This is a genomic window from Cystobacter fuscus (assembly GCF_002305875.1).
Classification (GTDB): Bacteria; Myxococcota; Myxococcia; order Myxococcales; family Myxococcaceae; genus Cystobacter; species Cystobacter fuscus_A.
Genome location: NZ_CP022098.1, coordinates 11,423,955 through 11,449,965 on the forward strand (window position 1 = coordinate 11,423,955; position 26,011 = coordinate 11,449,965).

The window sequence follows — 26,011 nt, forward strand, 5'->3', positions numbered from 1 at the left end:
GCGGTTTATCGTCCGTTTAAAAATGGGGCGTAGGGTCCTTCCCATGGACCCACGCAACCGCCTGAAAATGGATGGGACCGCGTCCTCCGGCCCCGCGTCCTTCAAGAGCTTCTTCAACCTGATCGCATCGACGAAGCCATCGCTGCCCCTGCTCATCACCGCCCTGGTGCTGAGCGTGGGCTCGACGCTGGTGAGCCTCCTCGTTCCGCTCTTCACCAAGAGCCTGGTGGATGGCTTCTCGCTCGCCTCCCTCGACTACCGCCAGATGGCGCTGATCGCCGCGGCCTTCACCCTCCAGGCCGCCACCAGCGGCATCTCGCTCTACCTGCTCACCTTCGTGGGCCAGCGGATCGTCGTCGGCATCCGAGACCGGCTCTGGAAGAAGCAGCTGGCCCTGCCCATCCGCTACTTCGACGCGCACGGCACCGGAGACCTCATCTCCCGCATGGCCAACGACACCGCCGTCGTCAAGGCGCTCATCACCGAGAACCTCTCGAGCTTCGTCTCGGGCATCCTCGCCATGGTCGGCTCGGTCAGCCTGCTCATCTCCCTGAACTGGAAGATGGCCCTCGTCATGCTGGTGGCCCTGCCGGTGGGCATCGGCGTCATCGCGCCCCTGGCTCGCAGCATGCGCCGGGTGTCCATGGGGACGATGGACGAGAACGCCCGCTTCACCACCCTGCTCGCCCAGGTGCTGTCGGAGATCCGCCTGGTGAAGGCCTCCAACGCCGAGAGCCGCGAGTACCGCAAGGGCCAGGAGACCGTCGAGCGGCTCTTCCAGTTCGGCCTCAAGGAGGGCCGTGTCCAGGCGCTCGTCGGGCCGATGATGGGCCTGGTGATGATGGGCATGCTCGTCCTCGTCATCGGCTATGGCGGGCTGCTCGTCTCGTCCGGGCAGCTCTCGGCGGGAGACCTGGTCGCGTTCATCCTCTACCTGATTCAGGCCATCATCCCCGTGGGCCAGCTGACCGCCTTCTTCGTCCAGCTCCAGAAGGCACGCGGCGCCACGCAGAGCATCATCACCCTGCTGGAGACGCCCGAGGAGAAGCCGGAGGAGGGAGTGCACCTCGAGGCGGCCCGCCTGCCCATCCGCTTCGACCGGGTGAGCTTCAGCTACCTGCCGGGCGAGCCCGTGAGCCGGGAGCTGAGCTTCTGCCTGGAGCCCGGCACCGTGACGGCCATCGTCGGCCCGAGCGGCTCGGGCAAGACGACACTCTTCTCGCTCCTGGAGCGCTTCTATGAGCCGGACTCCGGGACCATCCTCATCGGCTCGAAGCCGCTGCGGGAGTTCTCCCTGGCCTCGTGGCGCCGCCGCATCGGCTACGTCCCCCAGGAGAGCCCGCTCATGGCGGGGACGATCCGCGAGAACATCGCCTATGGCCTCGACCGGGAGCCGAGCGATGAAGAGCTCATCGAGGCCGCTCGCCTGGCCTATGCCGACGAGTTCATCCAGGGCCTGCCCAACGGCTATGACACGGAGGTGGGCGAGCGGGGCGTGAAGCTCTCCGGTGGACAGCGGCAGCGCATCGCCATCGCCCGGGCGTTCCTGCGCAACCCCGACATCCTCATGCTCGACGAGGCCACCTCCAGCCTGGACAGTACCTCGGAGCACTTCGTCAAGCTGGCCCTGGAGAACCTGATGCGAGGCCGGACGACGCTGATCATCGCGCACCGCCTGTCCACGGTGATCGATGCGGACCTCATCCTCTTCGTGGAGAAGGGGCGGTTGACGGGGCGCGGCACCCACTCGGAGTTGGTGGACAGCCACGAACTCTACCGGAGCTTCGCCGAGCAGCAGCTCCGCTCCCACGACAGCCGCGAGGCACGCGCCTGACTCGCGGAGTGTTCCCTGTAGAATGCGAACCCAGGAGGGCGCATGGCGAGGATCATGGTCGTCGATGACGACCCCCACATCCGCGAGGTGGTCCGACACTTCCTCGGGACCGCGGGCTTCGACGTCGTCGAGGCCTCGGACGGCCGGGAGGCCCTGAGCCTGCTGGAGCGGACCCAGGTGGACCTGCTCGTGCTGGACGTGATGATGCCGAAGATGGACGGCTGGCAGCTCTGCCAGGAGCTCAAGCGTCTGCGAGACGTCCCCATCCTGATGCTCACGGCGAAGGGGGAGACTTCGCAGAAGCTCAAGGGCTTCGAGCTCGGGGCCGATGACTACCTGGTGAAGCCCTTCGAGCCCGCGGAGCTCGCGGCCCGCGTCAAGGCGCTGCTCAAGCGCTACCGCATCGAGGCGTCGCAGAGCGTGCAGGTCGGCAAGCTCTTCCTCAGCCGGAAGACATACCTGATCCAGGCTGGCGAGGAGAGCCTCACCATTCCCATGAAGGAGTTCGAGTTGCTCTTCAAGCTGGGCAGCTCGCCGGGGAAGACGTTCAGCCGGGAGCAGCTCATCCAGGCCATCTGGGGCCCGGACTTCGAGGGGACGGATCGCACCGTGGACGTGCACGTCAACCGCCTGCGCGAGCGGTTTCCCGAGGAGCGCTTCGGCTATCGCATCACCGCCATCCGCGGCTTGGGCTATCGGCTGGAGCTCGCACAGTGAAGTGGCCCGCCCTGAAGCGCACGCCTCGCCTCGGGGCAGGGCTGGTCACCCTGGCCATGCTGGCAGGGCTGGTCGCGGAGTGGACGCTGGTGTCCTGGCTCAAGGATGCCGCCCTGACGGCCCTCGGTGTACGGCTCTCTCCCTACGTCAGCCAGGTCATCGATCTGGTGGTCTCGCTCTTCCTGTTCGGCTTCATCATGAGGTTCATCGGAAAGGCCTTCTTCCACTGGCGGATGACCATCTTCACCGTGTTGAACGACGCGCTGAGCCGCATCGCGCGAGGGGACTTCTCCGTCAGCGTACCGGTGGATGAGACGGGCGATGACACGCGGAAGAACCCGGTCCTCGAGGTGGCCGTCAACATCAACCAGGTGGCCGAGGCCCTCCAGCGCATGGAGGCGATGCGTCAGGAGTTCATCTCGAACGTCTCCCACGAGATCCAATCGCCCCTCACCTCCATCCGAGGCTTCGCACAGGCCCTGAGAGAAGGCGGGCTGTCCGAGGAGACCCGTCAGCACTACCTCGCCACCATCGAGGCCGAGAGCCGGCGTCTCTCACGGCTGAGCGAGAACCTCCTGAGGCTGAGCTCGCTGGACTCGAAGGCCCATGCCCCGGTCCCGCGGCGCTATCGGCTCGACAGCCAGCTGCGCGAAGTGGTCCTGGCCGCCGAGCCTCAGTGGACGGCCAAGGGGCTCGACATCGAGGCGGACCTGGACGCCGTGTACCAGACCGCGGACGAGGACATGCTGAATCAGGTCTGGACCAACCTCGTCCACAACGCCATCAAGTTCACTCCCGCGGGCGGAAGGATGGGGATCGAGCTGCGGCTCGAGGGCGGACAGGCCCTCGTGCGGCTCACGGATTCGGGGATTGGCATCTCGCGGGAGGACCTGCCCTTCGTCTTCGATCGGTTCTACAAGGCGGACAAGGCTCGCAGCCGCACCGATGCCTCGGGTGGGAGTGGACTGGGGCTCGCCATCGCCCGGAAGATCGTCGAACTCCACGGAGGGCGCATCGAGGCGCTGAGCGAGGGTCTGGGCAAAGGCTCCTGCTTCACGGTGCGCCTCCCCTCCGCGGAGCCCTACCTGAAAGCACCCGAGCCTGCTTCATCGGACACGTCTTCGGAGCAGGGCTTGGAGCCGGGAGCGCAACCCGGCACGGTTCGAAGTGCACGATGGAGGACGTACGTATAGGAGGGATGGGGGCCGTGTTGAGGGGCAGTGCCAGACGCGCACTGCGTTTGGTTCCGTCAGGTAACCCAGTGTGCCCACACGAGTCGTCTGACACCCTTCCTGGGAACGCGCGTTCAAGGCGCCGGCGCGAGGACAGTCCGGTCGATCCATCCCCGGGCGGGAGTGGGATCGAAGTCTTTGCGGTAGTCCGCCAGGAAGCGCCCATTCGAGGGGCACGACTCCACCAGGTTCGCGACCCAGTAGGCGCCGCCACAGGGGATCGTGTCGATGGGCGTGGTGGAGGTGGCCGTCTTGTAGACGTACACGGTGGCGCACACGAACGTGTAGTCGCGCCCGGGATTCTGACAGGTGTTGGTGAGCGCCTCGGCGAGGGCGTCCGTGGGCCCTGCTTCTTCCTGGACCTCCAGCGAACCACACCCCGCCAGCAGGCCCACCACCCCAGCCGCGAACCACCCACCTCGAAGAAGAATCGTCATCGAAAGCTCCCGCGTGCGTCGAAAAGAGGAGCTTCCAATTTTAGAGTGGGCACCTCGGCTGCCGTGAGCGCCTCGTCGCGCATGGGTGCTGGAGGCCGAAGGCCGGTGTTCGCATGGACCGCGCCCGACTTCCAGGAGGTACCCGGTGTGTCAGGTGGGGGCCTACCCACACGAGTCGTCTGAGCGAGCGAAGGCCGTGTCACGAGTCCTTTCGCCCTGACGCGTGGGCCCCGCCGTCCAGCACCTCGGACAGGGTCGTGGCCTGGAGGGCCCGGTCGAACCAGTTATCGAGCGTGTTCAGGTCCGTGCAGTCGAGGATGAGCTGCCGGGCTCCTTCCTCCACGTGAATCCCCCGGAGGGCGAGAATCCTCAGGATGGACTCGGCACGTCCCCGTGCCAGACCCTCTTCCCTGCCTCGCACCAACCCCTTCTCCAGCCCCTGCGACAGGCCCTGCTGGCGTCCCTGCTCGATGAGTTCCTCGCCATAGCTCCGCATCAACTCCTCCGTGCGTTGCTCATCCAGGACTGAATGTAGCACCTGACCTGTAGCGTTGTGGACGGCCTTGTCCCCAGTCCACAGCAGGTAACGGATGACCACCCGCAGAGGTTCGGCGCCCTCTGGAGCCGCCTGCACCTGGGCGAACAGGCCCACCCACTCGGGCAGCTTGCGCGCCAGTACCCTGCGGGGAGCCAGCAGGCCGTGGATGTCCGCTTCCGCTCCCTTGGTCCCGTTGGCGAGACGCCATTCTCCTGGGAGGGGTCTCCCACGGGCCCGCCCGAGTCAGACGAACCGTCTCGTACAAATCGTCTGACACCTTCGCAGCGCCCGCACTCGCATCCTCGGGGCTCGTGGCCCTCACCGGACACCTCGCGCGGCACTTCGGCGACAGTGGCTTCGCCGTGGCGGACACGGCTGGCCCATGCTCAAGCTGCTGCGCAACGGCCAGCTCTACAAGAACACGCCCTTCCACGTACTAGGCGGGATGGGGGCCGTGTGGAGGGAGAGAGCTGGAGCCGAGGGGTAGAGGAGGACTGATGAGGGGTGCCACGCGGGCTGTGCGCCAGGCCAGTGGAGAGGCGATGCAGCCCCATGGGGCACACGCCGGCCCAGGTGGCCCCCCGGCTGGATCTCTCGAGCGGACGGCATGTTGGGGCTCCCTCCTCCCGTCGTTCTCCTATGCTCCCTCCGGGTGACCCAAGTCCCCGGAGAAGCGTGGTGGATAGCGAGGAGGAAGTCATGAAGACGAGGTGGTTGTTACCCGCGGCCTTGCTGCTGGCCATCACGGGATGTGGTGCGCCCACAGGTGGCGCGGAAGGCGAGGTCACGTACGCGGAGGTGCCCAGCCCGAGTGAGCCCGGTGGGGTGCATCCGCTGACACTCGACATCGCAGTACCAGAGGGGCCGGGTCCCTTTCCCGCGATCGTCTTCATCCATGGTGGCGGATGGGTCATCGGAGATCTGGACGACTTCGGAGATCGAATCCACGAAGCGAGCCGACGGGGCTTCATCGGGGTGACCATCAACTATCGGCTCGCGAACCTCGATGATGGACACGGCAAGGCCCTCCACCCCTGGCCGGCGCAACTGCAGGACGTGCGGTGTGCGCTCCGGTGGCTCGCCGCGAATGCCGCCACGTACAAAGTGGATACGGCCCGAGTGGGGGTGATCGGCGGGTCCGCTGGCGGGCACCTCGCGATGATGTCGGCGTACGCCCGGAACGAAGCACGCTTCGAGCCAGACTATTGCCCCTACAGCGAGAACCTCGAGGTGAAGGCCGTGGTGTCCATGTGCGGCGCCGGTGACCCCGCGTCCGTCTATGAGACGACGGACTGGTGGATCAAACCCTACGTCACCCGGTTCCTCGCGCTGCCGGATGGAGCGAAGGTAAAGGATTCGCCCGAGGTCTTCGCTGATGTCAGCAACCTCACCTACATGGGGCACGGGCCCAGGGTGCCACTGCTGATTCTCCAGGGGACGGCGGACACCCTCGTCCTCCCCGAGGTGCAGCGAGCCTTCGCGGTATCGGCTCGATTGCTCGGGCAGGAGGTCCACGTCGAGTACCTCGAAGGCGCGGGCCACGACATCGATGCCACCCACCGGGCCGAGTCGGATGAGTTCATTTGGAAGTGGTTCGGGGAGAGGCTATGACGATGCGCCACTTCATCTGCATGCTCGTGCTGTTGGCAGCGCCGCGAGTGCTGGCCCAATCAGCGGGAGGGGAGGCCCACGCTCCAGCCGAGGACGCCTTCGCTCTCAGGCTGGGGCTCAGCGCCCGGCCGCTCATCGGTCTCAGCGGAGTGAGCGCCATCAGGACGCACACGCTTCGGGACGGGGGTTGGGTCGTCGTGGACGTCGCTCCCTCCTACCGTCTGTCACGACTCTTCGCCGCCGAGCTCGGTCTGTCGGCGATGGTGCCCGTGAAGGACGCGTGGGGGTTTCCGGACTTCCGGCTCGCGGTGACGCCCGCCGCCCGGCTCGACGCCGGGCCCGTCTACGCGCGCATCGGGCTGCCCCTGATGTTCGGGGAGGGCTTCAGTCTGGGCGCTCAGGCCGCAGTGGGCGCGACGCTCTTCGATCGCTTCTACGTGGGAGTCATCGGGGAGGCCAACGTCAGAGACCTGCTGGGGATGGTGGGGCTCGAGCTGGGCGTCCGCTTCGGTGGCCCGAAGCCTCGCATCTAACACGACTATTGCCCGCATGGTGAGAAGTCTGACCCGACGCGTTGGCTGACATGTCAATCCGTGTCACTGACATGTCATTGACACGAGCCTTCCCTGGCCTCGGAGGGGGAGCATCACCGGAAGGAGTTGAAACGACTGGAGCCTGTCTTTCGCGGGCTCCTGGCGCGAATGTTGCTGTCCGCCCGAGCGTCCCCCCAACCTCCGAGCGCCTCGTGCAAAACAACACCTGGACCGACGCCGCCCTTCTCGACCATCTCCAGAAAGCCGTCTACCTGGAGCTGTGGACCCTCCCCCTCTACCTGGCGGCCGCCTATTCCTTGCAGGTCCCCGGCTCGGACGCCCAGAATCCGCCCCAGTTGAAGAGCCTCCGCGGCAAGAGCAACCCCAAGCGCAGCCGGGAGCAGCTCGCCTTCAACAACATCTACTCGGTCGCCGTGCAGGAGATGCTGCACCTGGAGCTGGCCAGCAACCTCTTCAATGCGCTGTTCGCTCCCAAGGGACACACGCCGAAGTTCACGGGCGACTGGGCGCCCCGCTACGACAAGTTCCCCTCCTGGATCGCGGTCGAGAAGCCCGTGCAGCTCGGACCGGTGAACCCCGAGCAGATGTCCCTCCTGGCCGCCATCGAAACCCCCGAGCCAGCGACCGATGGCGCGCCGAACGGGCCGCAGGAGACCTACGATTCCATCGGCCAGTTCTACAAGGCCATCGAGCAGGGGGTAAATCAGCGCTGGAGCGAACTCTACCAGCCCAAGGCGGACCACCGGCAGAAGAGCGAATTCACCAACCCGGAATACCCAGGCGACGATTACACCGGCTTCAGCAGCATCATCGACAGTCAGGACAGCGACACCGCGCGGAAGCAGGCGAACGCGGTGATCCAGGCCATCATCGGGCAGGGAGAGGGCAGCCGGGGACCGGTCATCGACTCGGACCTCCGCCCCGAGGACTCCAATGATGTCGAGGATCGGTTCAGCCATTTCGCGCGCTTCCGGATGGTGCAGGCGATGCTGAAGCTCGACGGCCCGCTGAAGACCTACCCCACCCCGGGGAGCAGTGGGCTCGCGGCCGCGCAGAAGCAACTCACCGCCGGCTTCACGAGCCTCCTGACCGCGCTGGAGCAGGGTTACGCGGGGAACGGCGAGCTCGACCTCGGCAGCATGTGGTCGCTCCCCGGGCAGATCGTGTCCGTGTGGGCCGCGGGTGGAGTGCCCCAGTTCCAAACCCAATCCCAGTAGCCCGCCCAGTCCCGGACACGGCCCCATCGCCACCCATGGTGGCAACCAGAAAAACAGGAACTAGCAGTCAATTCAGGATAGCATGATGGTGAAACAAGGAGGTTCTCCATCATGTTCGTCTCCCGCTGGGCCCAGTCCGGCCTTCCCATGTTCGCGGCGGCTTCACTGCTCCTGCAGGTATGGGGCGCACCCGAAGCAGTCGCCGCCGAGCGACGGTTCCTCATCGACTTCGGCGCGGAACCATCATCCACCCCTGGATGGAACAACATCTACTTCGGCCACACCGGCTCGGAGCTGTCGGGGCTGGTGGACTCGACGGGTGTCACCTCGGGGCTGTCGCTTCAGATAACCGATGGGTTCTGGCAGGGCTGGGTGGGGGCGTACAACGGCGCTGGCACCACCGCGAGCACGCTCTACCCGGCGACGGCCACCCAGGATACGTTCTTCATCGGGACCAACGAGGGCTCGACCGACGAGCTGGCCCGGCTGCGCATCTCCGGACTGGCCATCAACGGGACGTACTCGCTGCGCTTCTATGCCTCCCGGATGACGGACGACCAGACGTCGGACCGGACCACGCTGTACACCGTGGGCACCCAGACGGTGGAGTTGCAGGCGCGCAACAACATCGACGGCTACGCCCAGCTGTCCGGACTGGCGCCCACCCACGGCGCGCTGGACATCACCCTGACGATGAAGCCCGGCGCCGTCTTCGGCTACCTGGGCGTCCTGGAGCTCATCGAGCAGGACGGTGGCGTGGTGAACCAACCCCCCGTGCCGAACGCCGGCGCGGACCGGAGCATCCCCCTGCCCTCCAACACGGTGGCGATCCAACAGACGATCTCCGACCCCGAGGGGCAATCCACCACCTTCCAGTGGACCCAGGTTTCCGGCCCCAACACCGCGCGGCTCTACCAGAACCCCTGGAGCCCTCTCATCGCGAGCAACCTGGTGCAGGGCACCTACGTCTTCCGCCTCACCGCGACGGATGCCCAGGGCGCGAGCGCGTCCGATGACGTGAGCGTGTCCGTGGTGCCGAGCACCGGCACTGGTAGCCCCATCCAGCGCACCCTCACCGGGAAGTCCGTGACCGCCAACGCCAAGGTCATCCACTATTACGAGTCGCTGCCCCGGGGCTACAACACCGACCCGAACCGCAAGTGGCCGCTCATCATCTTCCACCACGGCATCGGCGAGCGGGGCAGCACCCCGGAGACGCTGCCTGGCGTGCTGGGCAACCTCACCCCCATCCGGGACACCGCGCCGCTCGAGTTCAACGTCAACGGCGTGACGGAGTCCTTCATCGTCCTGCAGCCGCAGTTGCACGAGTCCTACGGCGACTGGCAGGACTTCTTTACGCAGGCGATGATCGACACGGCCCGGGCCAACCTCCGCGTGGACCTGGACCGCATCTACCTGGTGGGCTACTCGCTGGGCGCGTTCCACACGTGGACCTTCCCGCAGCGCTCGGATACGAACGCCAGCCAGATTGCCGCGGTCGCCCCCATCGCCGGTGGACGGATCTACAGCGTGAATGGCGCGTCCCAGATCTGCCGCCTGGCGGACCAGGACGTCCCGGTGTGGGCGTTCCACGCGGTGGATGACCACACGGTGAACGTGAGCACGACGGACAACGCGGTGAACGCGCTCAACGCCTGCTCGCCCGCGGCGGACCCGGCGCCCCGCTACACGCGCCCGACCACCGGCGACCACTGGATCCTGGGCGGGGTCGTGAACCCCAACGCGGCGGAGACCACCAACATCTACCGGTGGCTGCTCCAGCACCGGCGCAACGCCACGCCGACGCCGACGCCGACGTCCCGGACGCTCACGCCCAGGATGACCACCGTTCCCAAGCTCTACAACGGCTCGATGGGCTACTACGAGTCGCTGCCGCGCGGCTATGACACGGACCCCAACCGCCAGTGGCCCCTGCTCATCTTCCTCCATGGCGATGGCCAGCGGGGCAACGGCACGACGGAACTGCCGAAGGTGCTGGAGACGGGGCTGCCGGAGAAGATCAACGCGGGCCACCAGCTCGAGTTCACCGTCAACGGGGCGAATGATTCGTTCGTGGTGCTCATCCCCCAGATTCCTCCGGGCCCCTCGGGGTGGCACCCCTACCAGGTGGAGCGGATGCTCGACGTCGGACTGGCCAACTACCGCATCGATCCGAAGCGCGTGTACGTGACGGGTCTGTCGCTCGGGGGCTTCGGCACCACGGCCTTCGTGGAGTTCTCCCTGGCCAACGCCCAGCGCATCGCGGCGATCGCTCCCACGGATGGCGCCAACTATGGCCCCGACATCTGGACCCCGGACCTGGGCTCCGTCCTCACGAACACCTGCTACATCGCGCAGGCGGGCGTGAAGGTCTGGTTGTTCTACGGCGCGACCGATGGCTGGGGCTGGACGGCCTCCCAGTTCGTGGACCGTTTGAATGCGTGCTCCCCCGCGCCAGTGCCCGCACCGGTGGTGACCGTCTATCCCAACCTCGGACACGCCGCGTGGGGCCGGGCATACGCGACGGACCACTCGTGGCATACCCCGAACCTCTATGAGTGGCTGCTCGCCCAGCAGCGCCCATAGAGGGCATGCCGGCCAGGAGCTGCCCGTGGGCGTGGTGACGGCCGTGCTCGGCGGGCCGCTGTTCCTCGCACTGCTCCACCGGCGCGGGCGACTATCCTCTTCAGCCGTCTAGAACACCGACCGATTTGATTTTTTAGTAAAATCAGGGATTTACGTGAGGGGGTGGACAACAGGGGCTGAATTTGATCAGGTCGGCACATGACCTTAGCCGTCAGTCCGCCGAAGGTGACCGGAGAGATAGCTCGATGGACTCCTCCGCGGGAGTTGAACGAGCAAGAGCAACAGATTGTCGAACGGATGAGCCGTAACGGCAAGCTGTTCGCTTTTCTGCGTCTGAATCGGCACAAGCTGATGGATGAGGCTTTTCAGGCGGAACTGGCCTCCATGTACCGCCAGACAGGAGCAGGGAAAGTGGCTATAGCACCCGGGCTGATGGCAATGGCAATACTCTTACAGGGATACATGGGAGTGTCGGATGCCACCCTGGTGGAACTGACGGTCTTCGACTTGAGAGTGCAGATGGTGTTGGGCTGGTTGGGTCACAGCGAGCCGGCGTTCTCCCAGGGCTCGTTGTATGAGTTTCGTCAGCGGCTGATGAGAAACCAAATGGACCGGCGCCTCCTGGAGAAGACAGTCGAGGTGGCGCGGGAACAGAAAGAGTTCGGTGAGCGAAAGCTCAAGACGCTGTTGCGAGTGGCGATTGACTCAAAGCCACTGGAGGGAGCTGGCCGGGTAGAGGACACCATCAACCTGGTAGGACACGCAGCGCGCAAGGTGATGATGTGCGTGGCGAAGCTGCTGGGATGTTCCAAGCAGCAGGCCTGCCGAGAGGCGGGTATTCCCTTGTTGTTGGAAAAAAGTATCAAGAAGGGATTGGATGTGGACTGGAGCGAAGCGGGGCAGAAAAAGAAAGCGCTGCAAGCCCTGCTCGAGCAAGTGGAAAGCATGATGTCCTGGCTAAGAAAGAATCTGGCAGAGGAGATGGAAGAGGAGCCTTTGAGGGAACACGTTCAGACTCTCGAGCAGATTCGCAAGCAGGACCTGGAGCCGGACCCAGAAGGAGGAGGTGTCCGCGTTCGCCAGCAAGTGGCGGAAGAGAGACGAGTGTCGGTAGAAGATGGGGAGATGCGTCATGGACGCAAGAGCAAAAGCAAGCGCTTCAACGGATTCAAGCAGCATGTGGCCACGGCGCTGGACGAAGAACTCATCCTGGCATGTGCTGTGACGCCCGCCAACCGACCTGAAGCGGAGGCAACACCGGCGCTTGAGAAGGACATGGAGAAGCAAGGAGTGAAGATTGACGAGTTACACATAGACCGGGGGTATATCAACAGCAGTATCGTGGACAGCGTGCTCGAGGAGGGAGGGGAAGTGCTGAGCAAGCCGTGGAAGGCACGCAATGGGGAGTTGTTCGCGAAGTCAGACTTCAAAATAGATATGCGAAGCCGGACCATCACGTGTCCGGAGGGGAAGACAATGCGCTTCGAACTGGGAAAGACAGTCGAATTCGCGACAAAGGACTGTGAGACTTGTCCATTGCGCGAGAAATGTACACAAGCCCAGATAGGACAAGGACGGACTGTGGCAATCAGTGAAGATGAAGCGCTCCAGCACAAGTTGCGCAAATTAATGAAGACACCTGCTGGGCGAGAGCGACTCAGGAAGCGAGTAGGGGTGGAACATCGACAAGCCCATATAGCGCGACGACAGGGGCGTCGTGCGCGCTATCGGGGCGTGCGTAAGAACGTCTTTGATCTACGACGTGCGGCCAGCATCCAGAATTTGGAGACATGGCAACGCCATCTAGAGTTGTCCCAGCAGCAGGTGGGATGATGTGGTTTTTAAATCGGTCGGTGTTCTAGAAGGAGTCCCTCGTGAGCGATGCATCGGTACACATCACCCGTTGGGGCAAGTCCGGTCCCCGGGTCGTCCTGGTGCATGGAAGCATGCAAGGCAGTGCGGTGGGGGGTGACCTCCACTTCGCCGTCCAGGAGCGTCTGGGCGAGCGGGGGTGGAGGCTGGTGGTTCCGGATCGTCCCGGCCACGGGCGCAGTCCGGCGCCCGGCCGTCCCGATGATGCCGAGGCGGATGGGGCGTGGGTCGCCGACCTGCTGGAGGATGGGGCGCATCTGGTGGGCCACTCCTTCGGAGGGTGTGTCGCCCTGGCCGCCGCCGCGAGGCGTCCCCAGGCCGTGCGTTCCCTGACGCTCATCGAGCCCGCGCTGCAGAACCTGGCCCCGAAGGACTGGCGCGTGCGGCGCTTCGTCCTGCGGGCCGCGTGGACCATGCTCTCCTCGCTCTCCGCCTCCTCGCGGGCCCGGCGCTTCTTTCGGCTGATGCGGGTACCTCGCGAGACCGGGAGCGGCGCCTCGCCGGAGGAACTCGAGCGCGTGGGGCGGGCGCTGCTCCAGCTCAAGGTCCCCTCGCCGGAAACGCTGCGGAGTCAGATGGAGACCGTGCGCCGCGAGGGCATTCCCCTGCTGGTCGTGACGGGAGGGTGGAGCCCGGCGCTGGAGGCCGCCGCGGATGCCGCGGTCGCCCTGGGCGGGGGCCAGCGGCGGGTGATTGCCTCGGAGAACCACTTCCCCCAAAGCATCTCCGACGAGTTCAACCAGCTCCTCGATGCCTTCATGCGCGAGAGCGACGCACGGCGCTCGCGCTGAAGCTGTCCTCCAAAGGAGACCAGGCAGGCGGGGCGGCGCGGGGTGGATTGACGCTCTCGGGAGACAACTGGCTGCCGCCGGCGTTTGTACGTGGGTCATGGACCTGGTTGGAATGACTTGTACATTCCATTCCAAATCCGGCGAGCCGTTGTTCGTGGATGAGGTTTGAGCCGGCCCCACGAAGCAAGCTCGGCGTGGAGCCTACTTGCGCGCCAGACCCAACGAGGCCAACAGGTAGTGGAAGGCCGCCCAGAAGTAGAAGCACAACAGGACGATGCTTTCCCGGGCGTCTTGCCGCCTTGCTGGCCGCCCTATTCGCCACTCATAAGATTCCGTAGATTCGAACGCTACAAGCTTACACGGGGTACCAAGGATGCCGCGAATCTACAAACCGGGCTCGTTCTTGAGAATCCCCCTTGCCGACGGCTCTTGGTGGAGAGAGCTGGAGGAGCAGTTTTCTCAACCGATTGTCCAGTTCATGCAGGACATTGGGAACTTCAGCGACTGCACAATCTTCGACACCGTCGGCAATGAGCGAAGCGCGGAGCCCCAGGAGTGTATCGGGCTTGAGCGCTCGGCTGGCGAGAGCATCGAAGGTGTGGCGGCAGGTATCTGCGGTCCCGAAGGTGCCGATCAAGAAGATCGAGGCCATCACGTTCACGAATTTGTTTCCCGCTGCGGCTATTGACGCAGAGAAGTCTCAGCACGGATTCCCTTTCTTCCAAAGCTCGCAGAGCACGCTGGGATCGATGACTCTGTCGCGTATGACCTTGCGCTGGACTTCGAGGGTATGCGGGGTCGTGGATGGGTCGTCCCGATGGGGGGCTTCCCCGTCGCCTACGGTATTTCCGCTGAACCAGCGCGAGTGTGGGGCGACGAGAGTCTCTTTGGTCAGCTCGACGGAGTTCTGTAGGCCATAGCCGCCCGGGATGTGCCCTCTCTGTCTGCGTAGCGTCGGCGCCCGTGCTCCTCCTCTCGGGCCTTCTCGCGTCTGACCAGGTAGTACTAATGCCGCCCCAACTCCCTGTCCCAGGCAGCCAACTGCACGGTCACCGTGTATTTGTCGGCGCTGGAGAGCGACTCGAACTTCTTCGGGGGAAGCGCGGAGAGGCGCTCGCGCAGGAAGTCCGTGTCCCTGAGCACCTCGCGGTGTTTGAATTCGGTGTCCTCCTCCACCAGGACAGGCATCAACCGGAGCACGGCCTCCAGGCAGTCCTCTCGGGTAGCGCGAGCCATGCGCTTCACCGTCATGGCCATGTGCTCGCGGACCGAGGCAGGGCCTCCGGGGCACCACGCCTCCAGGGTCTTGCGGTAGATATCCTCCATGAGTTCTTCCAGCGTGTACTTCTTACCGGGCCAGAACGCGTAGCGAGGGCCCTGGAGCACATCCCAGAAACGGAGCACCGAGGCGAGCCGGTTCGCCACGCGCTCCGCGCTCCGCGGCGGGGACGGAGACACGGTATAATCGAGGGCGCCCCAAGGGGTGCCCAGGCAGAAGGACTCGAAGGCGTCCCTCATGCGTTGACGCTCCTCCTTCGGGACGCCTTCATTCAAGTCCATGAAGACGTCGCCGAACATGTGCATCCACCAGCGTGTGCGGCCCAAGTCGAATTCGGCCCCCGAGTGCATCACCAGCAACTCGCCGGACGACACCTGGCGCATCTGCCGGGGCAGGGGAAAGGCACCGGTCTTGAGGTACTCCCGGGCCCACCAGCGTCCCTCGGCTCTCGCCTTGCGGCGAATGGCGGCGGTGGTGCCGTAGAGCCACGCCGGAAACTCGAGCACAGGGGACTGCTCCGGGGTCATGGCTTTTCGCCCTACCACAGCAGTCGGACGCCCCTCAAGCGCCAGGCACTTCGCGCGCTCCGAGGGAGGCAGACGCCTCCCGCCCGCTCAGCGGCAGTCCACAGGCAGGTAGACTTGGCCCTGGAAGCCCTGGGGCCGTTCGCCCCCTTCATAGGCGCCCCGGAGCGCCTGCTCGGCCAACTCACCGCGCTGTTCTATTTCTTCCCTGGGCAACTCCTCTGCCTTCTGGGCCGCCCGCTCCTTCCAGGAAGCATCGGGCTTCTTGCGCCGGTAGCTCCAACGGTACAGCGTCACTCCGGGCTCTGGCGTGCGCCAGGACAACTGCCAGAGTACTCCCCCCTTCTCGAATTCGAGGAAGAGGGACCCCTCGAAGCCGGTGCCCCCCGCGAGCTTCTTGTCAGGCTCGACAACCTCATTGAGCGCTGCCAGGTAGCGCCTCGCCTCTTCTCTCCCTTTCTCGCGCGACTCCTCATTGTCCGGCTTGAGTTCGAACAGCACGAGGGCGCGGGTATCGGTGATGTCCGGGCGCAAGCGCCTCACGAGTTCCGGAAGACGCTCGGGGTCCCCCAACTCTCCCTTCTCGACAATTCTGTAGAGGTCGACGGTGTTGAGAAAGACGCGGTTGGAGGGGTGCTGCACGCGGTACTCCAGGCCAATGACCTCATGTGCGGCCTTGCCAAGAAAAGCACCCCAAGGCTCCTTGGAGTCCAGCTTACGGCCAGGGAGCTTGGAGGAAGGCGGCTCCGCCTGGGCACCGAAGGCCGCCACGAGCACCAGGAGAAAACCCGCCAGCCGAAAGGTGCCCCTCGTCCTGCTTCCACGCTCTTTCATGTCCAACATGCTCCTCCCGGTGCGGTGTAAGGTTGGGGAGGGAACTGTGAGGGGCTGACATGCCGATGACGACCGTGGGCCTCGTCCGCCTTATACGCTGCCGTTCTGCCTCCAGATTTGGTCCAAATCTGGTCCGACAAGAACCGATTTGGTCCCCCAAGGCGCTTCGCGCCTCATCGTTAGGAGTGGGCTCGGCTCAGAGCGGCGGGCAACCTCTACTGGAAGCGGCGGGAAGCAAAACCGCCGCCGGCAGTGGCTTCCAGATCCGCGTTCCTCTGATGAGCGCTGCCTACCACCCCGGGTCACTGGAGACCATCACCTGTATATCTCGATGTAATCCAGCTCCGTGAACTGGGCCCCCTTCGTGAAGCGGATCGTGTTGGTGCCCGCGTTGAGGTTCACGGTGGTGGTGGCCGCCGTCCAGACATCGACGCCGTTGTTGGCATAGCTCTGGCTGAAGGGAGCGCCGCCATTGACCGAGATGTTGTGGCTGCTGGCTCCCCAGCCATTGCTGTAGAGCGTGCGCAGGGTATAGGTGCCCGAGCTGGGGACATTGACCCGGAACTCCACGAAGCTGTCCGCGTAGTCGATGTACCCGGCCTTCTGCCCGTTCGACGCGCTGGCCTGGGAGGCGATCGCGGCGTGGAAGATCGTCGCGTTCTCGGCCTCGTAGCGGGGCAGTTCGAGGTAGTCCAGCTCGGTGAAGTTGCTGCCCTTCGTGAAGGTGAGCGTGTTGTTCCCCGCGTTCAGGGGCACCTGCAGCGTCAGCGAGTTCCAGACATCCACCCCGTCGTTGGCATAGTTCACGCTGAAGGGCGCTCCCCCGTTGACCGAGACATCGTGGCTGCTGGCCCCCCAGCCATTGGCATAGCGCACGGTGACCGCGTGCGTGCCGGCCTTGGGAACGTTGACGGTGAAGCGCACCGCGCTGTCCGCGTAGTCGATGTACCCGGCCTTCTGCCCGTTCGACGCGCTCGCGATGCTGGCGACACGGGCATTCGTCAACTGCGCGTGCTCGGCCTCGTACCGGGTGGCATCGGTCGCGCTGGCGCTGATGTCGACCCGATCGATCGTGAGGTAGTAGCCACTGGAGGCGCCATTCTTGGTCCCGGTGACGCGGAGCTTGAGCGTGTGCGGACCGGCGCTGAGCACCGGGCTGACGTACATGACCTGATGGCCCTGGCGCGGTGACTGGTAGAAGTCCACGAGCGTCTCCGCCCCCCCATCGATCGAGACCGCCCCGATGCCGTGCGAGGGGTCCTTCGCGCCATAAAGGACGATCCGCGTGCCGTTGAAGCGCACCTGCACGGAGGCGTTGGCGGTGTTGGAGTAGTGATCATCTCCCTGGTAGCAGCCGACCCCGCAGGAAGGCCCGTAGCTCCAGCTCCCGGTGTACTCGAACTGCTGGAGGCCCGTGCCGGTGGCGTTGTCGTTCAGCGTGATGGGGCTGGGCCCGTTGTCACCCGAGGGTTTGGTCAGCGTGGCTCCGAGGGACACCGGGCTGCCGAAGTTCGGCGTCCCATCGGCATTCCAGGTGATGCGCTGCGCTCGGGTCGTGCGGCCGTTGTACGTGAACTCGGTGGTGGTCTTCGCGTGATAGATGATCCAGTCCTCGGTCCCATCGGGCGACTTGAAGAACCCATGGTGCCCGGGCCCGAAGGCCCCGTTGGCATCGTTGCGTTGGAACACCGGGTTGGCCGTCTGTGTCCAGGAGGCGGGGTTCATCACGTTGCTGCTCTCGTTGGCGGTGAGCATGCCAAGCCTGTAGTCCGGCTTGCCCGTGTCGCAAGCGGAGTAGGTCAGGAAGATCCGACCGTTGCGCTGGAGCACCACCGGGCCTTCACGCACCTCGGTGCATCCAAAGCCCGACGCGGGGAGGTTGACCCGGGCGCCGCTGATGGTCCACGGGTTGCTCATCGGCGCGATGTAGAGCAGGTGCCCCGGGTGCCCGGCCCAGAGGAAGTACAGCGAGCCGTCGCTCTTGCGCAGGATGCTGCCGTCGATGGCGTAGTACTGGTTGTTGGGATCGGTCGCGAGCCGGCCCTTGTCCGTGTAGGGGCCCAGCGGATCCGTGCCGCTGCTTTCCAAGACGTACATGCGGTGGTTGACGTCGGTCCCGTCGTCCTTGGTGTAGTAGAGGTACCAGCGCGGGCCGTTCGGGCCGTCAAGCAGGTGGAACTCGGATGCCCAGACGTTGCAGCAGCCGGTCCACACGGTCGTCGGCGTGGCTGTCAGCAGGCCCGAGATCGACGCCGCCTTCCAGATCTTGATCGAACTCCCCTGGGTGGTGGCCAGGTAGTAGGAGCCGTTGTAGTACTGCATCCACGGGTCCGCGCTGGTGTTCAGCGGGTTGACGAACGTCCCCGATGCGTGGGCACGCGGCGCGATGAGCACGAAGAGGCCGCACACCATCACGCGCAGCAGCGCAGCGGCCTTCCATGGGGTGGCTTGGGGGGGCGGGGAGAGCAGCACGAGAGTTCTCCTGGAGGAGCGCCCATCGAAGGCGCCCGAAACGTATACGTATGGGAAGGACAGGCGCCCTGTTGGGGTGGCGATACGGACACCGCCGCGTGGCACCACACCGTGGGTGCCACGGGGCGGTGAAGCCCATTAGAAGCGGGGACGCGAGCCCACCGAGGGAGCCGCGGGCATGGACGGCCAGCCGCCGCTCCAGATGATGTTGTCCACGAGCATCACGCGCGACGTGTGGCCCTGGTTCCACGCGTGATAGACCATGGCCGAGCCACCCGCGGGCGTGGTCACCACCGAGCCGTGTCCGGGGCCCTCCCATCCCGGCACCGTCTTGAGAATGGGGGCGCCGAGCTTCGTGTAGGGGCCCAGGGGGCTCGTCGCGCGCGCCACGCCAATGGCATACGTGCCGTTGTAGTAGGCGTTGCCGCTGTAGAAGAGGTAGTAATAGCCGTCGCGCGTCACCACCCACGGTGCCTCGACGACGCCGCCCTCCCACGACAGGTCATTGGTGATGAGTTGCACGCGGCTGCCCACGAGCGACAGGCCATCCGCCGAGAGCTGCTGGCCGTAGATGGGCGTCTTCTTGCCCACCGCGTTCCCATCCGCCTTCCACACGAGGTAGGGCGTGCCATTGCTGGCCTTCATGACCGTGGCGTCGATCATCCCCATGCTCGTGTCGTTGATGAGCGGGCGGCCCAGGTCGGTGTAGGGGCCGAGGGGGTTGGTCGCCGTGGCGGCGCCGATCGACAGCGCGCCATTGGTGTGGCGCGCGGTGAAGTAGGCGATGTAGCGCGAGCCCACCTTGTGGATCTCCGGCGCCCAGAAGTCTCCCGTGGCCCACGTGGGTTTGGTCGTGGACGAGAAGATGGAGCCCGCGGACGTCCACGTCACGAGGTCCGTCGAGGTGCGCAGCGCATAGTTTCCGCCCGTACAGGCGGCGATGTACCGGTTGCCGTCCTGGAGGACGCCCGGGTCCGGACAGCTGCTGTCCACCACCGGGTTCTGGTAGAGGCCGCCACAGCCCGAGTACATGAACGACATGCCGCACGCGTTCGAGCCCGTGAAGAAGGGCTTCCAGCCATTGGAGAGCACCGCGTAGGAGTTGGGGCTCTGGTTGGTGCACGACCGGTCCCAGAACACCCGCCCGCCCACGTTGTCATACTGGTTCGAGCCGGAGTGGATCCACGACGCGTCGTAGGTGATGCGCGTGGTGCACGCGGACGCGCCCGCGCACGTCGTGTCGAAGGCCATCACGCACGCGTTCTTGCCGGTGAAGTACGGCTTCCAGCCATTGGAGAGCACCGCATAGGAATTGCTGCCCTCGTTGACGCAGGTGCCATCCCACGTCACCGGCCCATCCACCGTGTCCACCATGCTCGTGCGGCCCGGGTGGATCCACGTGTCGCCGTAGGTGATGCGGGTCGTACACTCCGCGAGCTCCGCGGGGGCGGAGGTGACCGCCTCTTGCACCGTCCCCTCCTCGCCCTCACCGTTTCCACAGCCCGGCACCACCGCCATCGTCGCCCCCACCAGCGTGAGGGATGCAGCCCACTTATTATAGGTTTTCATGAGAAATGGCTATATACCTGAATTACATGAATAGAACAGGATGAAAGGCGCGAGGGCAGCAAGAACCCGCCCCAGCTCGCCAAGGACCTGGACCTGGTGCGGAGCCGGCTGGTGCGCTGACTGGCGCCGAGCGGGAAGAGCTGGTGGGGCTGCGTAAGGAGAATCGCCAGCTGCAGATGGAGCGCGACTTGTCATACTGACATGTCAGGACCCGCGGCCCAAGGGGGCCCCGGGGGGGCGGGTGAATCCGCGGCGGTGGGGCGCTAGAGTGAGGCCCGCCGTCTCTTTCTCAACCCCACGCAGGTCCCAGGACAATGTTGATTCCCCGTTTCGCGGAAACCTCCGAACTCAACAACGCCTTGCTCGTTGGCTCCGCCGTGCTGTTCTCGCTGCTCGCCATCTGGAGCGTGCTCGTCACGTCCAGCTTCCTGCTCCACCAGGGCCTCCGGGCGAGCGGTATCCATACCCTGGCCTCCTTGTCCGAGGGTCTCTACAAGCGGGGACGGGTGCTCGCCGCCCTGCTCTCCGTTCCGGTCGTTCTCCTGGGCATCTCCCTGCTCGGCTACGCGGTCTGGAGTGGCACCGATCTGCAGCCCTGGTTCGACCGGACCCTGCAGGAGATCACTCCGGAGATGCTCAAGGCGCTGGGCCGCGGCTTGGGTCTGGCCGTGCTCATGGTCATCGGATTCTACGCGCTGCAGCGCAGCGGCCGGCGTCTGGTGGCCCGGGTCGAGCGGACGCTCGTCGAGCGCCCCCTGCCCGACGCCCAGCGCATCCACGTGGAGAAGTTGCTGCCCATCCTCCCCTCGGTCGTCAACCTCGCGCTGGCCTACACCGTGGTGCGCCTGGCGCTCTCGGCCATGGAGCTGCCCGAGGGGCTCGAGTGGCTCATCTCCACCACGCTCTACATCCTGCTGCTCGTCACCGGCTCGCGGGCGCTCGTGTTCCTGCTCTACTTCCTGTCCGAGCGCGTGGTGGCCTCCTGGGAGGAGAAGAGCCGGGGCACGCCGCTCGAGGAGTATTATGGAGCCCTGCGCCGGCTGCTGCCGGTGGGCCAGAAGAGCCTCGAGGCCATCACCTACATCTCCGTGGCGACCCTCATCGTCCACAGGTTCCAGGCGCTCGAGCCCATCGCGCCCTATGGGCCCATCCTCATCCGCGTCGTCTCGATGTTCTTCGCCGCCAGCGTGCTCGTCGAGCTCAGCCGCGTCATGGTCACCCGGGTGCTGGCCTCCTTCACCTCGGGCGCCGATGACGTGCAGCGCCGCCGCCAGACGTTCGTCAACCTGCTGCAGAGCATCATCAAGTACGCCATCTACTTCTGCGTCTGCATGATGGTGCTCAGCGACCTGGGCGTGGATCCCACGCCCATCCTCGCGGGCGCCGGCATCGTGGGCCTCACGGTGGGCCTGGGCTCCCAGACCATCGTGACGGATCTCATCAACGGCATCTTCCTGCTGTTCGAGGATCAGATCCTCAACGGTGACTACATCCGCATCGGCGACACCGAGGGCGTGGTGGAGGAGATCACCCCCCGCGTCACGCGCATCCGGGATCGCTTCGGGCGCCTGCACATCATGCGCAACGGAGAGATCAAGAACGTCATCAACTACAGCCGCGGCTGGACGCTGGCCGTGGTGGAGATGAACGTCGCGTACGAGTCGGACCTGCGCAAGGCGCTTCACGTCATCGGCGAGGCCAGCGCCCGGTTGCCGGAACTGCTGCCCGGCAAGGCCGTCGAGACGCCCAAGGTCATGGGCATCGAGGCCATCGACGAGAGCTGCCTGCGGGTGCGCATCGAGACGAAGGTGTCGCCCGGGTGCCACTACGAGGTGAAGCGCATGCTGCACCTGCTGTTGGTGGAGAGCTTCAACGCCAACCACCTGGAGATTCCCTACCCCAAGTCCGTCGAGCTCTCGCCGGAGGAGGCCGCTCCGCCCCAGCCCAAGCAGGAGAAGCAGGAAGCGGCGTGAGACGGGGGGCCGCCGCCCCCCGTTGCCCGAAGGCGCTCATGGTCGATTCGGGAGTTTTCTTTCATGGACGCGCCAGGGACCGAGCGCGCCTCAGCGTCGGTTCACATGGGGCGCGGGCAGCGCCTCGGCCGCCTCGGTCAGGGCCAGGTCGGGCGTGAGTTGCAGGGGCTGCACGGGCGTGGCGTTCTGCGTGGTGGCCTCGCGCAGGGCGTCGATCAACTGCCGCTGACCATGGACATACGGAGCCTCGGCGCCCGGGAGCGCCAGGAACTGCCGCCCCAGCACCTCCGCCGAGCGCGTACGCTGCGCCAGATCCCTGCGCAGCAGGCCCGCGATGATGGCGTCCAGGGCGGGCGAGATGTCCGGCACGAGGTGCGAGGGCGGAGGCACGTCCTGCTGGGTGGAGGCGATCATCAGCTCGGCGTCGTTCTGTCCGTGAAGGGCGGGCTGGCCGGTGAGGGCCTCGTACAAGGTGAGGCCCAGGGCGAAGAGGTCCGCGCGGCCATCCAGCGCCAGGCCGTGGGCCTGCTCGGGTGCCATGTAGCCCGCCTTGCCGCGCACCGTCTGGGCCCGGGTGAGGGCGAGCTGCTTGGCCGCGCGCGCGACGCCGAAATCCGACAGCTTCACCTCGCCGATGCGCGACAGGAGGATGTTGGGGGGATTGAGGTCGCGGTGCACGAGGCCAAGCGGTTCGCCACGGCGGCCCGTGCGCCCATGCATGTACGCGAGCGCCAGGGCCATCTCCGCGCCGATGTAGGCCACCGCCGCCGGGGGCAGCCGCCGCACGCGCTGCAGGAGCGTGCTCAAGGGCAGACCATCCACGTACTCCAGGGCGAGGAAGACCGTGCCCTGGTGCCGGCCCAGGTCGAGCACCTGGACGATGTTGGGGTGGTTGAGCAGCGAGCCCAGCTCCGCCTCGCGCCGGAACAGGGCGAGGAACTCCTCGTTGTCCGCGTACGCGGGCAACACGCGCTTGATGGCCACCTGCTTCTCGAAGCCGCCCTCGGGGCTGTAGGTGGCACGGAACACCTCGGCCATTCCGCCCACGCCCAGCCGCTCGTGGAGGAAGTACTTGCCCATCACGTCCTTCTCCCGGATGGCGCGCAGCGCCTCGCCGGCCTTGTTCATGATGAGCGTGCCGAGCGTCGCCGTGAGCGGGCCATAGGAGAAGAGGAACACGCAGCGCAGGAACACCATGGGCAGCTCCAGGGTGTCCGGCGAGTCGGGGGGCAGCCGGGGCCAGGCCACCAACAGGTAGAGCAGCAGGTACTCCAGCGCCGCGAGCGCCGCGGCGAAGTACGCCAGGTTGCGGTTGGTGCGCAGCGCGCACACGACGATGAGCGTGCCCCAGGCATACGCCGGCGGCGTGGTGAGCGCGTACACGGCCCCGTTGAAGTACACGTCGGCGAGGAACACCACGGCCGGAATGGACACCGTGAGGGCACTGTCCACCCATTGCATCGCCGGGTGGAAGCCGCCCTGCTCCAGGGCGCGCAGCATGAGCGTGTAATAGAGGCTCAACGCGCCCGTCAGCGCCGCGAGGCACAGCGACAGCTTCCAGCCGATCGGCCCGGAGAGCAGCAGCGCCGCCACGCAACTGAACGACACCATGCCGCGCATGAAGCGGGCGATGGCCACCTCCCGGGGGACGACGTCCTGGGCCAGGTACTCCTGCAGCAACTGGGATGAGCGCGCGGCGCGCGGTGCGGCGGCTTGCATGACGTCCACTCTAGCCGACCCGCCCGGAGCGCTCCGGAACCACCCGGCCGCGCCGCCTGCCCACACGGAGAGAGGCCCCCATCCACCGCCTTCCGCTATAACGGAGAGTCGTCTTGACAAACGGACATGTGCCGGGCACGTTAGGCCCATCAATGTCCACCCCGTCCCGTCAGGAAGTCTGCTGTTGCTGTCGGTCCCGGCGGTGGGCGCTCGTCCGCCGTCAGCGTGGAGGCTGACGGAGGCGAGCAAGGAAGAGCCCACGCCCGCGAGGGACGGTGGGCCTTCGACTTTCATGGCTCTTGTCGGGCCTCGAATGCACCCGGGAACTCGCGGTCACCCGACCGAGGCCACCACATGAAGACTCATCATCCGCCCCTCACCGCGTCCCTGCTGACCGTGCTCCTGGCCGCCCTGTCCGTCTGGACGGGCTGCTCGAAGCCGGGCGCCGCGTCGTCCGACGCCCCCACCCTGCTCAACGTCTCGTACGATCCCACGCGCGAGCTGTACGCGGACATCAACGCCGCCTTCACCAGGCAGTGGGAGGCGAAGACGGGGGCGAAGCCCACCATCAAGCAGTCCCATGGCGGCTCGGGCAAGCAGGCGCGCGCCGTCATCGATGGGCTGGACGCGGATGTCGTGACGCTCGCGCTCGCGTACGACATCGACATGCTGCACGACAAGGCGCAGCTGTTGCCAGCCGACTGGCAGTCGCGCCTGCCCGAGCACAGCGCGCCGTACACGTCCACCATCGTCTTCGTGGTGCGCAAGGGCAACCCCCAGGGCATCCATGACTGGGAGGACCTGGTGCGCCCGGGCGTGTCCGTCATCACCCCCAATCCCAAGACGTCCGGGGGCGCGCGCTGGAACTACCTCGCCGCCTGGGGTCATGCGCTGCGCAAGTCCGGCGGGGACGAGGCCCAGGCGCGTCAGTACATCACCGCCCTGTTCAAGAACGTGCCCGTGCTGGACTCGGGCGCGCGCGGCGCCACCACCACCTTCGCCGAGCGCGGGCTCGGGGACGTGCTGATCGCCTGGGAGAACGAGGCCTACCTGCTCACCCAGGAGGTGGGCCCCGAGCGCTTCGAGATCATCACCCCCACCGACAGCATCCTCGCCGAGCCGCCCGTGGCGATCGTGGACAAGAACGTGGACCGCAAGGGCACGCGCGCCCTGGCCGAGGCCTACCTGCGCTTCCTCTACACCGAGGAGGGACAGGAGATCGCCGCGAAGCACCACTACCGGCCGCGCTCGGCCCAGGCCGCCCAGAAGGCCGGCAAGAGCCTCGCTCCGGTGAAGCTCTTCACGCTCGAGGAAGTGGCGGGCGGCTGGAAGCAGGCGCAGAAGCAACACTTCGAGGACGGCGGCACGTTCGATCAACTCTACGTACCCCAGGCCCAGTGAGCGCGCCCATGCAAGCCTCCGCGCGCCGCCGCGTCCTGCCGGGCTTTGGCCTGACGTTGGGCCTGAGCTGGTTCTACCTGGGCCTCATCGTCCTCATTCCGCTGTCGGCCCTCTTCCTCAAGACGTTCAGCCTGACGTGGGAGCAGTTCTGGGCCACCGTGGCCTCGCCCCGCGTGCTCGCCGCCTACCGGCTGAGCTTCGGCGCGGCCTTCTTCGCCGCGCTCGTCAACACCGTCTTCGGACTGCTCGTGGCGTGGGTGCTCGTGCGCTACCGCTTCCCGGGCCGCGCGCTCGTGGACGCGCTGGTGGACCTGCCCTTCGCCCTGCCCACCGCCGTGGCCGGGCTCACGCTCACCACGCTCTACTCGCACAACGGCTGGTACGGGCGCTACCTGGAGGCCTGGGGCATCAAGGTGGCCTTCACCCCGCTGGGCGTGGGCGTGGCCCTCACCTTCATCGGCCTGCCCTTCGTGGTGCGCACGGTGCAGCCCGTGCTCGAGGAGCTCGACGCGGACGTGGAGGAGGCGGCCGCCACGCTCGGCGCCTCGCCGTGGAGGACGTTCACGCACGTGCTGCTGCCGGCCGTCTTCCCCGCGCTGCTCAGCGGCTTCACGCTCGCCTTCGCCCGGGCCATCGGTGAGTACGGCTCGGTCGTCTTCATTTCCGGCAACATGCCCTTGAAGACGGAAATCGCGCCGCTACTCATCATCACCCGGCTGGAGCAGTACGACTACGCGGGCGCCACGGCCATCGCCGGGGTCATGCTCCTCGTGTCGTTCGCGCTGCTGCTGGTCGTCAACCTGCTCCAGCGCTGGAGCCATCGCCGGCTCGAGGCCCGGCCCGAGTAGGAG

General features: G+C 66.0%; 21 protein-coding genes and 1 pseudogene. 15 read left to right on the plus strand and 7 right to left on the minus strand.

Annotated elements, in window-relative coordinates:
• Nucleotides 1-43 precede the first annotated feature (43 nt).
• Genes CYFUS_RS46230 through CYFUS_RS46240 form a run of 3 tightly spaced genes read left to right on the plus strand, consistent with a single transcriptional unit; the run spans nucleotide 44 to nucleotide 3,744 of the window.
• A complete protein-coding gene (locus CYFUS_RS46230; protein ID WP_232537199.1) occupies nucleotides 44-1,834 on the plus strand; it encodes an ABC transporter ATP-binding protein in 1,791 nt (596 codons plus the stop codon).
• A gap of 42 nt (nucleotides 1,835-1,876) precedes the next feature.
• Nucleotides 1,877-2,551 carry a response regulator transcription factor gene (locus tag CYFUS_RS46235; protein WP_095991045.1) on the plus strand — a complete coding sequence of 225 codons (675 nt, stop codon included), beginning with the start codon at nucleotides 1,877-1,879 and terminating at the stop codon, nucleotides 2,549-2,551.
• Nucleotides 2,548-3,744, plus strand: a complete 1,197-nt coding sequence (locus CYFUS_RS46240) for a sensor histidine kinase (protein ID WP_198316367.1) — start codon at nucleotides 2,548-2,550, stop codon at nucleotides 3,742-3,744. Before CYFUS_RS46235 ends, CYFUS_RS46240 begins: the two co-directional genes overlap by 4 nt.
• 113 nt (nucleotides 3,745-3,857) lie before the next feature.
• On the opposite strand, the gene CYFUS_RS46245 is transcribed toward CYFUS_RS46240, so the two are convergent.
• A complete protein-coding gene (locus tag CYFUS_RS46245) occupies nucleotides 3,858-4,220 on the minus strand; it encodes a hypothetical protein (protein ID WP_095991046.1) in 363 nt (120 codons plus the stop codon).
• A gap of 199 nt (nucleotides 4,221-4,419) precedes the next feature.
• Nucleotides 4,420-4,872 carry a hypothetical protein gene (locus CYFUS_RS46250; protein ID WP_095991047.1) on the minus strand — a complete coding sequence of 151 codons (453 nt, stop codon included), beginning with the start codon at nucleotides 4,870-4,872 and terminating at the stop codon, nucleotides 4,420-4,422.
• A gap of 585 nt (nucleotides 4,873-5,457) precedes the next feature.
• Between CYFUS_RS46250 and CYFUS_RS46255 the strand changes: the two genes are divergently transcribed.
• The 8 genes from CYFUS_RS46255 to CYFUS_RS52085 all read left to right on the plus strand — a co-directional run bounded on the left by CYFUS_RS46255 (nucleotide 5,458) and on the right by CYFUS_RS52085 (nucleotide 14,077).
• Nucleotides 5,458-6,369: an alpha/beta hydrolase gene (locus CYFUS_RS46255; RefSeq protein ID WP_157759052.1), complete on the plus strand. Its 912-nt coding sequence runs from the start codon at nucleotides 5,458-5,460 to the stop codon at nucleotides 6,367-6,369.
• Entirely contained in the window at nucleotides 6,366-6,902 is a 537-nt protein-coding gene (locus CYFUS_RS46260; RefSeq protein ID WP_157759053.1) for a hypothetical protein, read from the plus strand. The genes CYFUS_RS46255 and CYFUS_RS46260 overlap by 4 nt, the downstream gene beginning before the upstream one ends.
• 212 nt (nucleotides 6,903-7,114) lie before the next feature.
• Complete coding sequence (locus tag CYFUS_RS46265) at nucleotides 7,115-8,140, plus strand: ferritin-like domain-containing protein (protein ID WP_095991050.1); 1,026 nt, start codon at nucleotides 7,115-7,117, stop codon at nucleotides 8,138-8,140.
• A gap of 111 nt (nucleotides 8,141-8,251) precedes the next feature.
• Nucleotides 8,252-10,726 (plus strand): PKD domain-containing protein, encoded by a 2,475-nt coding sequence (locus CYFUS_RS46270; protein ID WP_095991051.1) that lies wholly within the window; start codon nucleotides 8,252-8,254, stop codon nucleotides 10,724-10,726.
• 198 nt (nucleotides 10,727-10,924) lie between these two features.
• A complete protein-coding gene (locus tag CYFUS_RS46275) occupies nucleotides 10,925-12,559 on the plus strand; it encodes an IS1182 family transposase (protein WP_095984660.1) in 1,635 nt (544 codons plus the stop codon).
• 41 nt (nucleotides 12,560-12,600) lie between these two features.
• Entirely contained in the window at nucleotides 12,601-13,389 is a 789-nt protein-coding gene (locus tag CYFUS_RS46280; RefSeq protein WP_095991052.1) for an alpha/beta fold hydrolase, read from the plus strand.
• On the plus strand, nucleotides 13,349-13,558 hold the full coding sequence (locus tag CYFUS_RS54750) for a DUF1398 family protein (protein ID WP_095991053.1): 210 nt from the start codon (nucleotides 13,349-13,351) through the stop codon (nucleotides 13,556-13,558). The genes CYFUS_RS46280 and CYFUS_RS54750 overlap by 41 nt, the downstream gene beginning before the upstream one ends.
• Before the next feature lie 204 nt (nucleotides 13,559-13,762).
• On the plus strand, nucleotides 13,763-14,077 hold the full coding sequence (locus CYFUS_RS52085; protein WP_198316368.1) for a hypothetical protein: 315 nt from the start codon (nucleotides 13,763-13,765) through the stop codon (nucleotides 14,075-14,077).
• Nucleotides 14,078-14,394: 317 nt separating this feature from the next.
• Here the strand turns inward: CYFUS_RS52085 and CYFUS_RS46295 are convergent, their stop codons facing one another.
• The 4 genes from CYFUS_RS46295 to CYFUS_RS46310 form a co-directional block, all read right to left on the minus strand.
• Nucleotides 14,395-15,195, minus strand: a complete 801-nt coding sequence (locus CYFUS_RS46295) for a hypothetical protein (protein ID WP_095991054.1) — start codon at nucleotides 15,193-15,195, stop codon at nucleotides 14,395-14,397.
• An 87-nt stretch (nucleotides 15,196-15,282) separates the two neighbouring features.
• The gene (locus CYFUS_RS46300) at nucleotides 15,283-15,834 is read right to left on the minus strand and encodes a hypothetical protein (RefSeq protein ID WP_095992630.1); all 552 of its coding nucleotides are present in this window, start codon (nucleotides 15,832-15,834) and stop codon (nucleotides 15,283-15,285) included.
• Between the two features lie 507 nt (nucleotides 15,835-16,341).
• Nucleotides 16,342-18,498: a family 43 glycosylhydrolase gene (locus CYFUS_RS46305; RefSeq protein WP_095991055.1), complete on the minus strand. Its 2,157-nt coding sequence runs from the start codon at nucleotides 18,496-18,498 to the stop codon at nucleotides 16,342-16,344.
• Between the two features lie 138 nt (nucleotides 18,499-18,636).
• Entirely contained in the window at nucleotides 18,637-20,067 is a 1,431-nt protein-coding gene (locus CYFUS_RS46310) for a glycoside hydrolase family 43 protein (protein ID WP_095991056.1), read from the minus strand.
• A gap of 48 nt (nucleotides 20,068-20,115) precedes the next feature.
• Here CYFUS_RS46310 and CYFUS_RS54240 point away from each other — a divergent pair.
• Nucleotides 20,116-20,255 (plus strand): annotated as a pseudogene (locus CYFUS_RS54240) (IS3 family transposase); the annotation flags it as partial.
• A 126-nt stretch (nucleotides 20,256-20,381) separates the two neighbouring features.
• The gene (locus CYFUS_RS46315; protein WP_095991057.1) at nucleotides 20,382-22,040 is read left to right on the plus strand and encodes a mechanosensitive ion channel family protein; all 1,659 of its coding nucleotides are present in this window, start codon (nucleotides 20,382-20,384) and stop codon (nucleotides 22,038-22,040) included.
• 90 nt (nucleotides 22,041-22,130) lie between these two features.
• Here CYFUS_RS46315 and CYFUS_RS46320 read toward each other — a convergent pair whose 3' ends face one another.
• Nucleotides 22,131-23,759 carry a serine/threonine-protein kinase gene (locus CYFUS_RS46320; protein WP_095991058.1) on the minus strand — a complete coding sequence of 543 codons (1,629 nt, stop codon included), beginning with the start codon at nucleotides 23,757-23,759 and terminating at the stop codon, nucleotides 22,131-22,133.
• A gap of 354 nt (nucleotides 23,760-24,113) precedes the next feature.
• Here CYFUS_RS46320 and CYFUS_RS46325 point away from each other — a divergent pair, with 354 nt between their 5' ends.
• Nucleotides 24,114-25,160: a sulfate ABC transporter substrate-binding protein gene (locus tag CYFUS_RS46325; protein ID WP_198316369.1), complete on the plus strand. Its 1,047-nt coding sequence runs from the start codon at nucleotides 24,114-24,116 to the stop codon at nucleotides 25,158-25,160.
• An 8-nt stretch (nucleotides 25,161-25,168) separates the two neighbouring features.
• A complete protein-coding gene (cysT, locus tag CYFUS_RS46330; protein WP_095991059.1) occupies nucleotides 25,169-26,008 on the plus strand; it encodes a sulfate ABC transporter permease subunit CysT in 840 nt (279 codons plus the stop codon).
• The last annotated feature ends 3 nt before the right edge of the window (nucleotides 26,009-26,011 follow it).

What these genes read in the sequence shown, in the direction of transcription:
- CYFUS_RS46230 (WP_232537199.1), top strand. Translation starts at nt 44, where the DNA reads ATGGACCCACGCAACCGCCTGAAAATGGATGGGACCGCGTCCTCCGGC.
- CYFUS_RS46235 (WP_095991045.1), top strand. Translation starts at nt 1,877, where the DNA reads ATGGCGAGGATCATGGTCGTCGATGACGACCCCCACATCCGCGAGGTG.
- CYFUS_RS46245 (WP_095991046.1), bottom strand. Translation starts at nt 4,220, where the DNA reads ATGACGATTCTTCTTCGAGGTGGGTGGTTCGCGGCTGGGGTGGTGGGC.
- CYFUS_RS46255 (WP_157759052.1), top strand. Translation starts at nt 5,458, where the DNA reads ATGAAGACGAGGTGGTTGTTACCCGCGGCCTTGCTGCTGGCCATCACG.
- CYFUS_RS46260 (WP_157759053.1), top strand. Translation starts at nt 6,366, where the DNA reads ATGACGATGCGCCACTTCATCTGCATGCTCGTGCTGTTGGCAGCGCCG.
- CYFUS_RS46270 (WP_095991051.1), top strand. Translation starts at nt 8,252, where the DNA reads ATGTTCGTCTCCCGCTGGGCCCAGTCCGGCCTTCCCATGTTCGCGGCG.
- CYFUS_RS46275 (WP_095984660.1), top strand. Translation starts at nt 10,925, where the DNA reads ATGACCTTAGCCGTCAGTCCGCCGAAGGTGACCGGAGAGATAGCTCGA.
- CYFUS_RS54750 (WP_095991053.1), top strand. Translation starts at nt 13,349, where the DNA reads ATGCCTTCATGCGCGAGAGCGACGCACGGCGCTCGCGCTGAAGCTGTC.
- CYFUS_RS52085 (WP_198316368.1), top strand. Translation starts at nt 13,763, where the DNA reads ATGCCGCGAATCTACAAACCGGGCTCGTTCTTGAGAATCCCCCTTGCC.
- CYFUS_RS46295 (WP_095991054.1), bottom strand. Translation starts at nt 15,195, where the DNA reads ATGACCCCGGAGCAGTCCCCTGTGCTCGAGTTTCCGGCGTGGCTCTAC.
- CYFUS_RS46310 (WP_095991056.1), bottom strand. Translation starts at nt 20,067, where the DNA reads ATGAAAACCTATAATAAGTGGGCTGCATCCCTCACGCTGGTGGGGGCG.
- CYFUS_RS46315 (WP_095991057.1), top strand. Translation starts at nt 20,382, where the DNA reads ATGTTGATTCCCCGTTTCGCGGAAACCTCCGAACTCAACAACGCCTTG.
- CYFUS_RS46320 (WP_095991058.1), bottom strand. Translation starts at nt 23,759, where the DNA reads ATGCAAGCCGCCGCACCGCGCGCCGCGCGCTCATCCCAGTTGCTGCAG.
- CYFUS_RS46325 (WP_198316369.1), top strand. Translation starts at nt 24,114, where the DNA reads ATGAAGACTCATCATCCGCCCCTCACCGCGTCCCTGCTGACCGTGCTC.
- cysT (WP_095991059.1), top strand. Translation starts at nt 25,169, where the DNA reads ATGCAAGCCTCCGCGCGCCGCCGCGTCCTGCCGGGCTTTGGCCTGACG.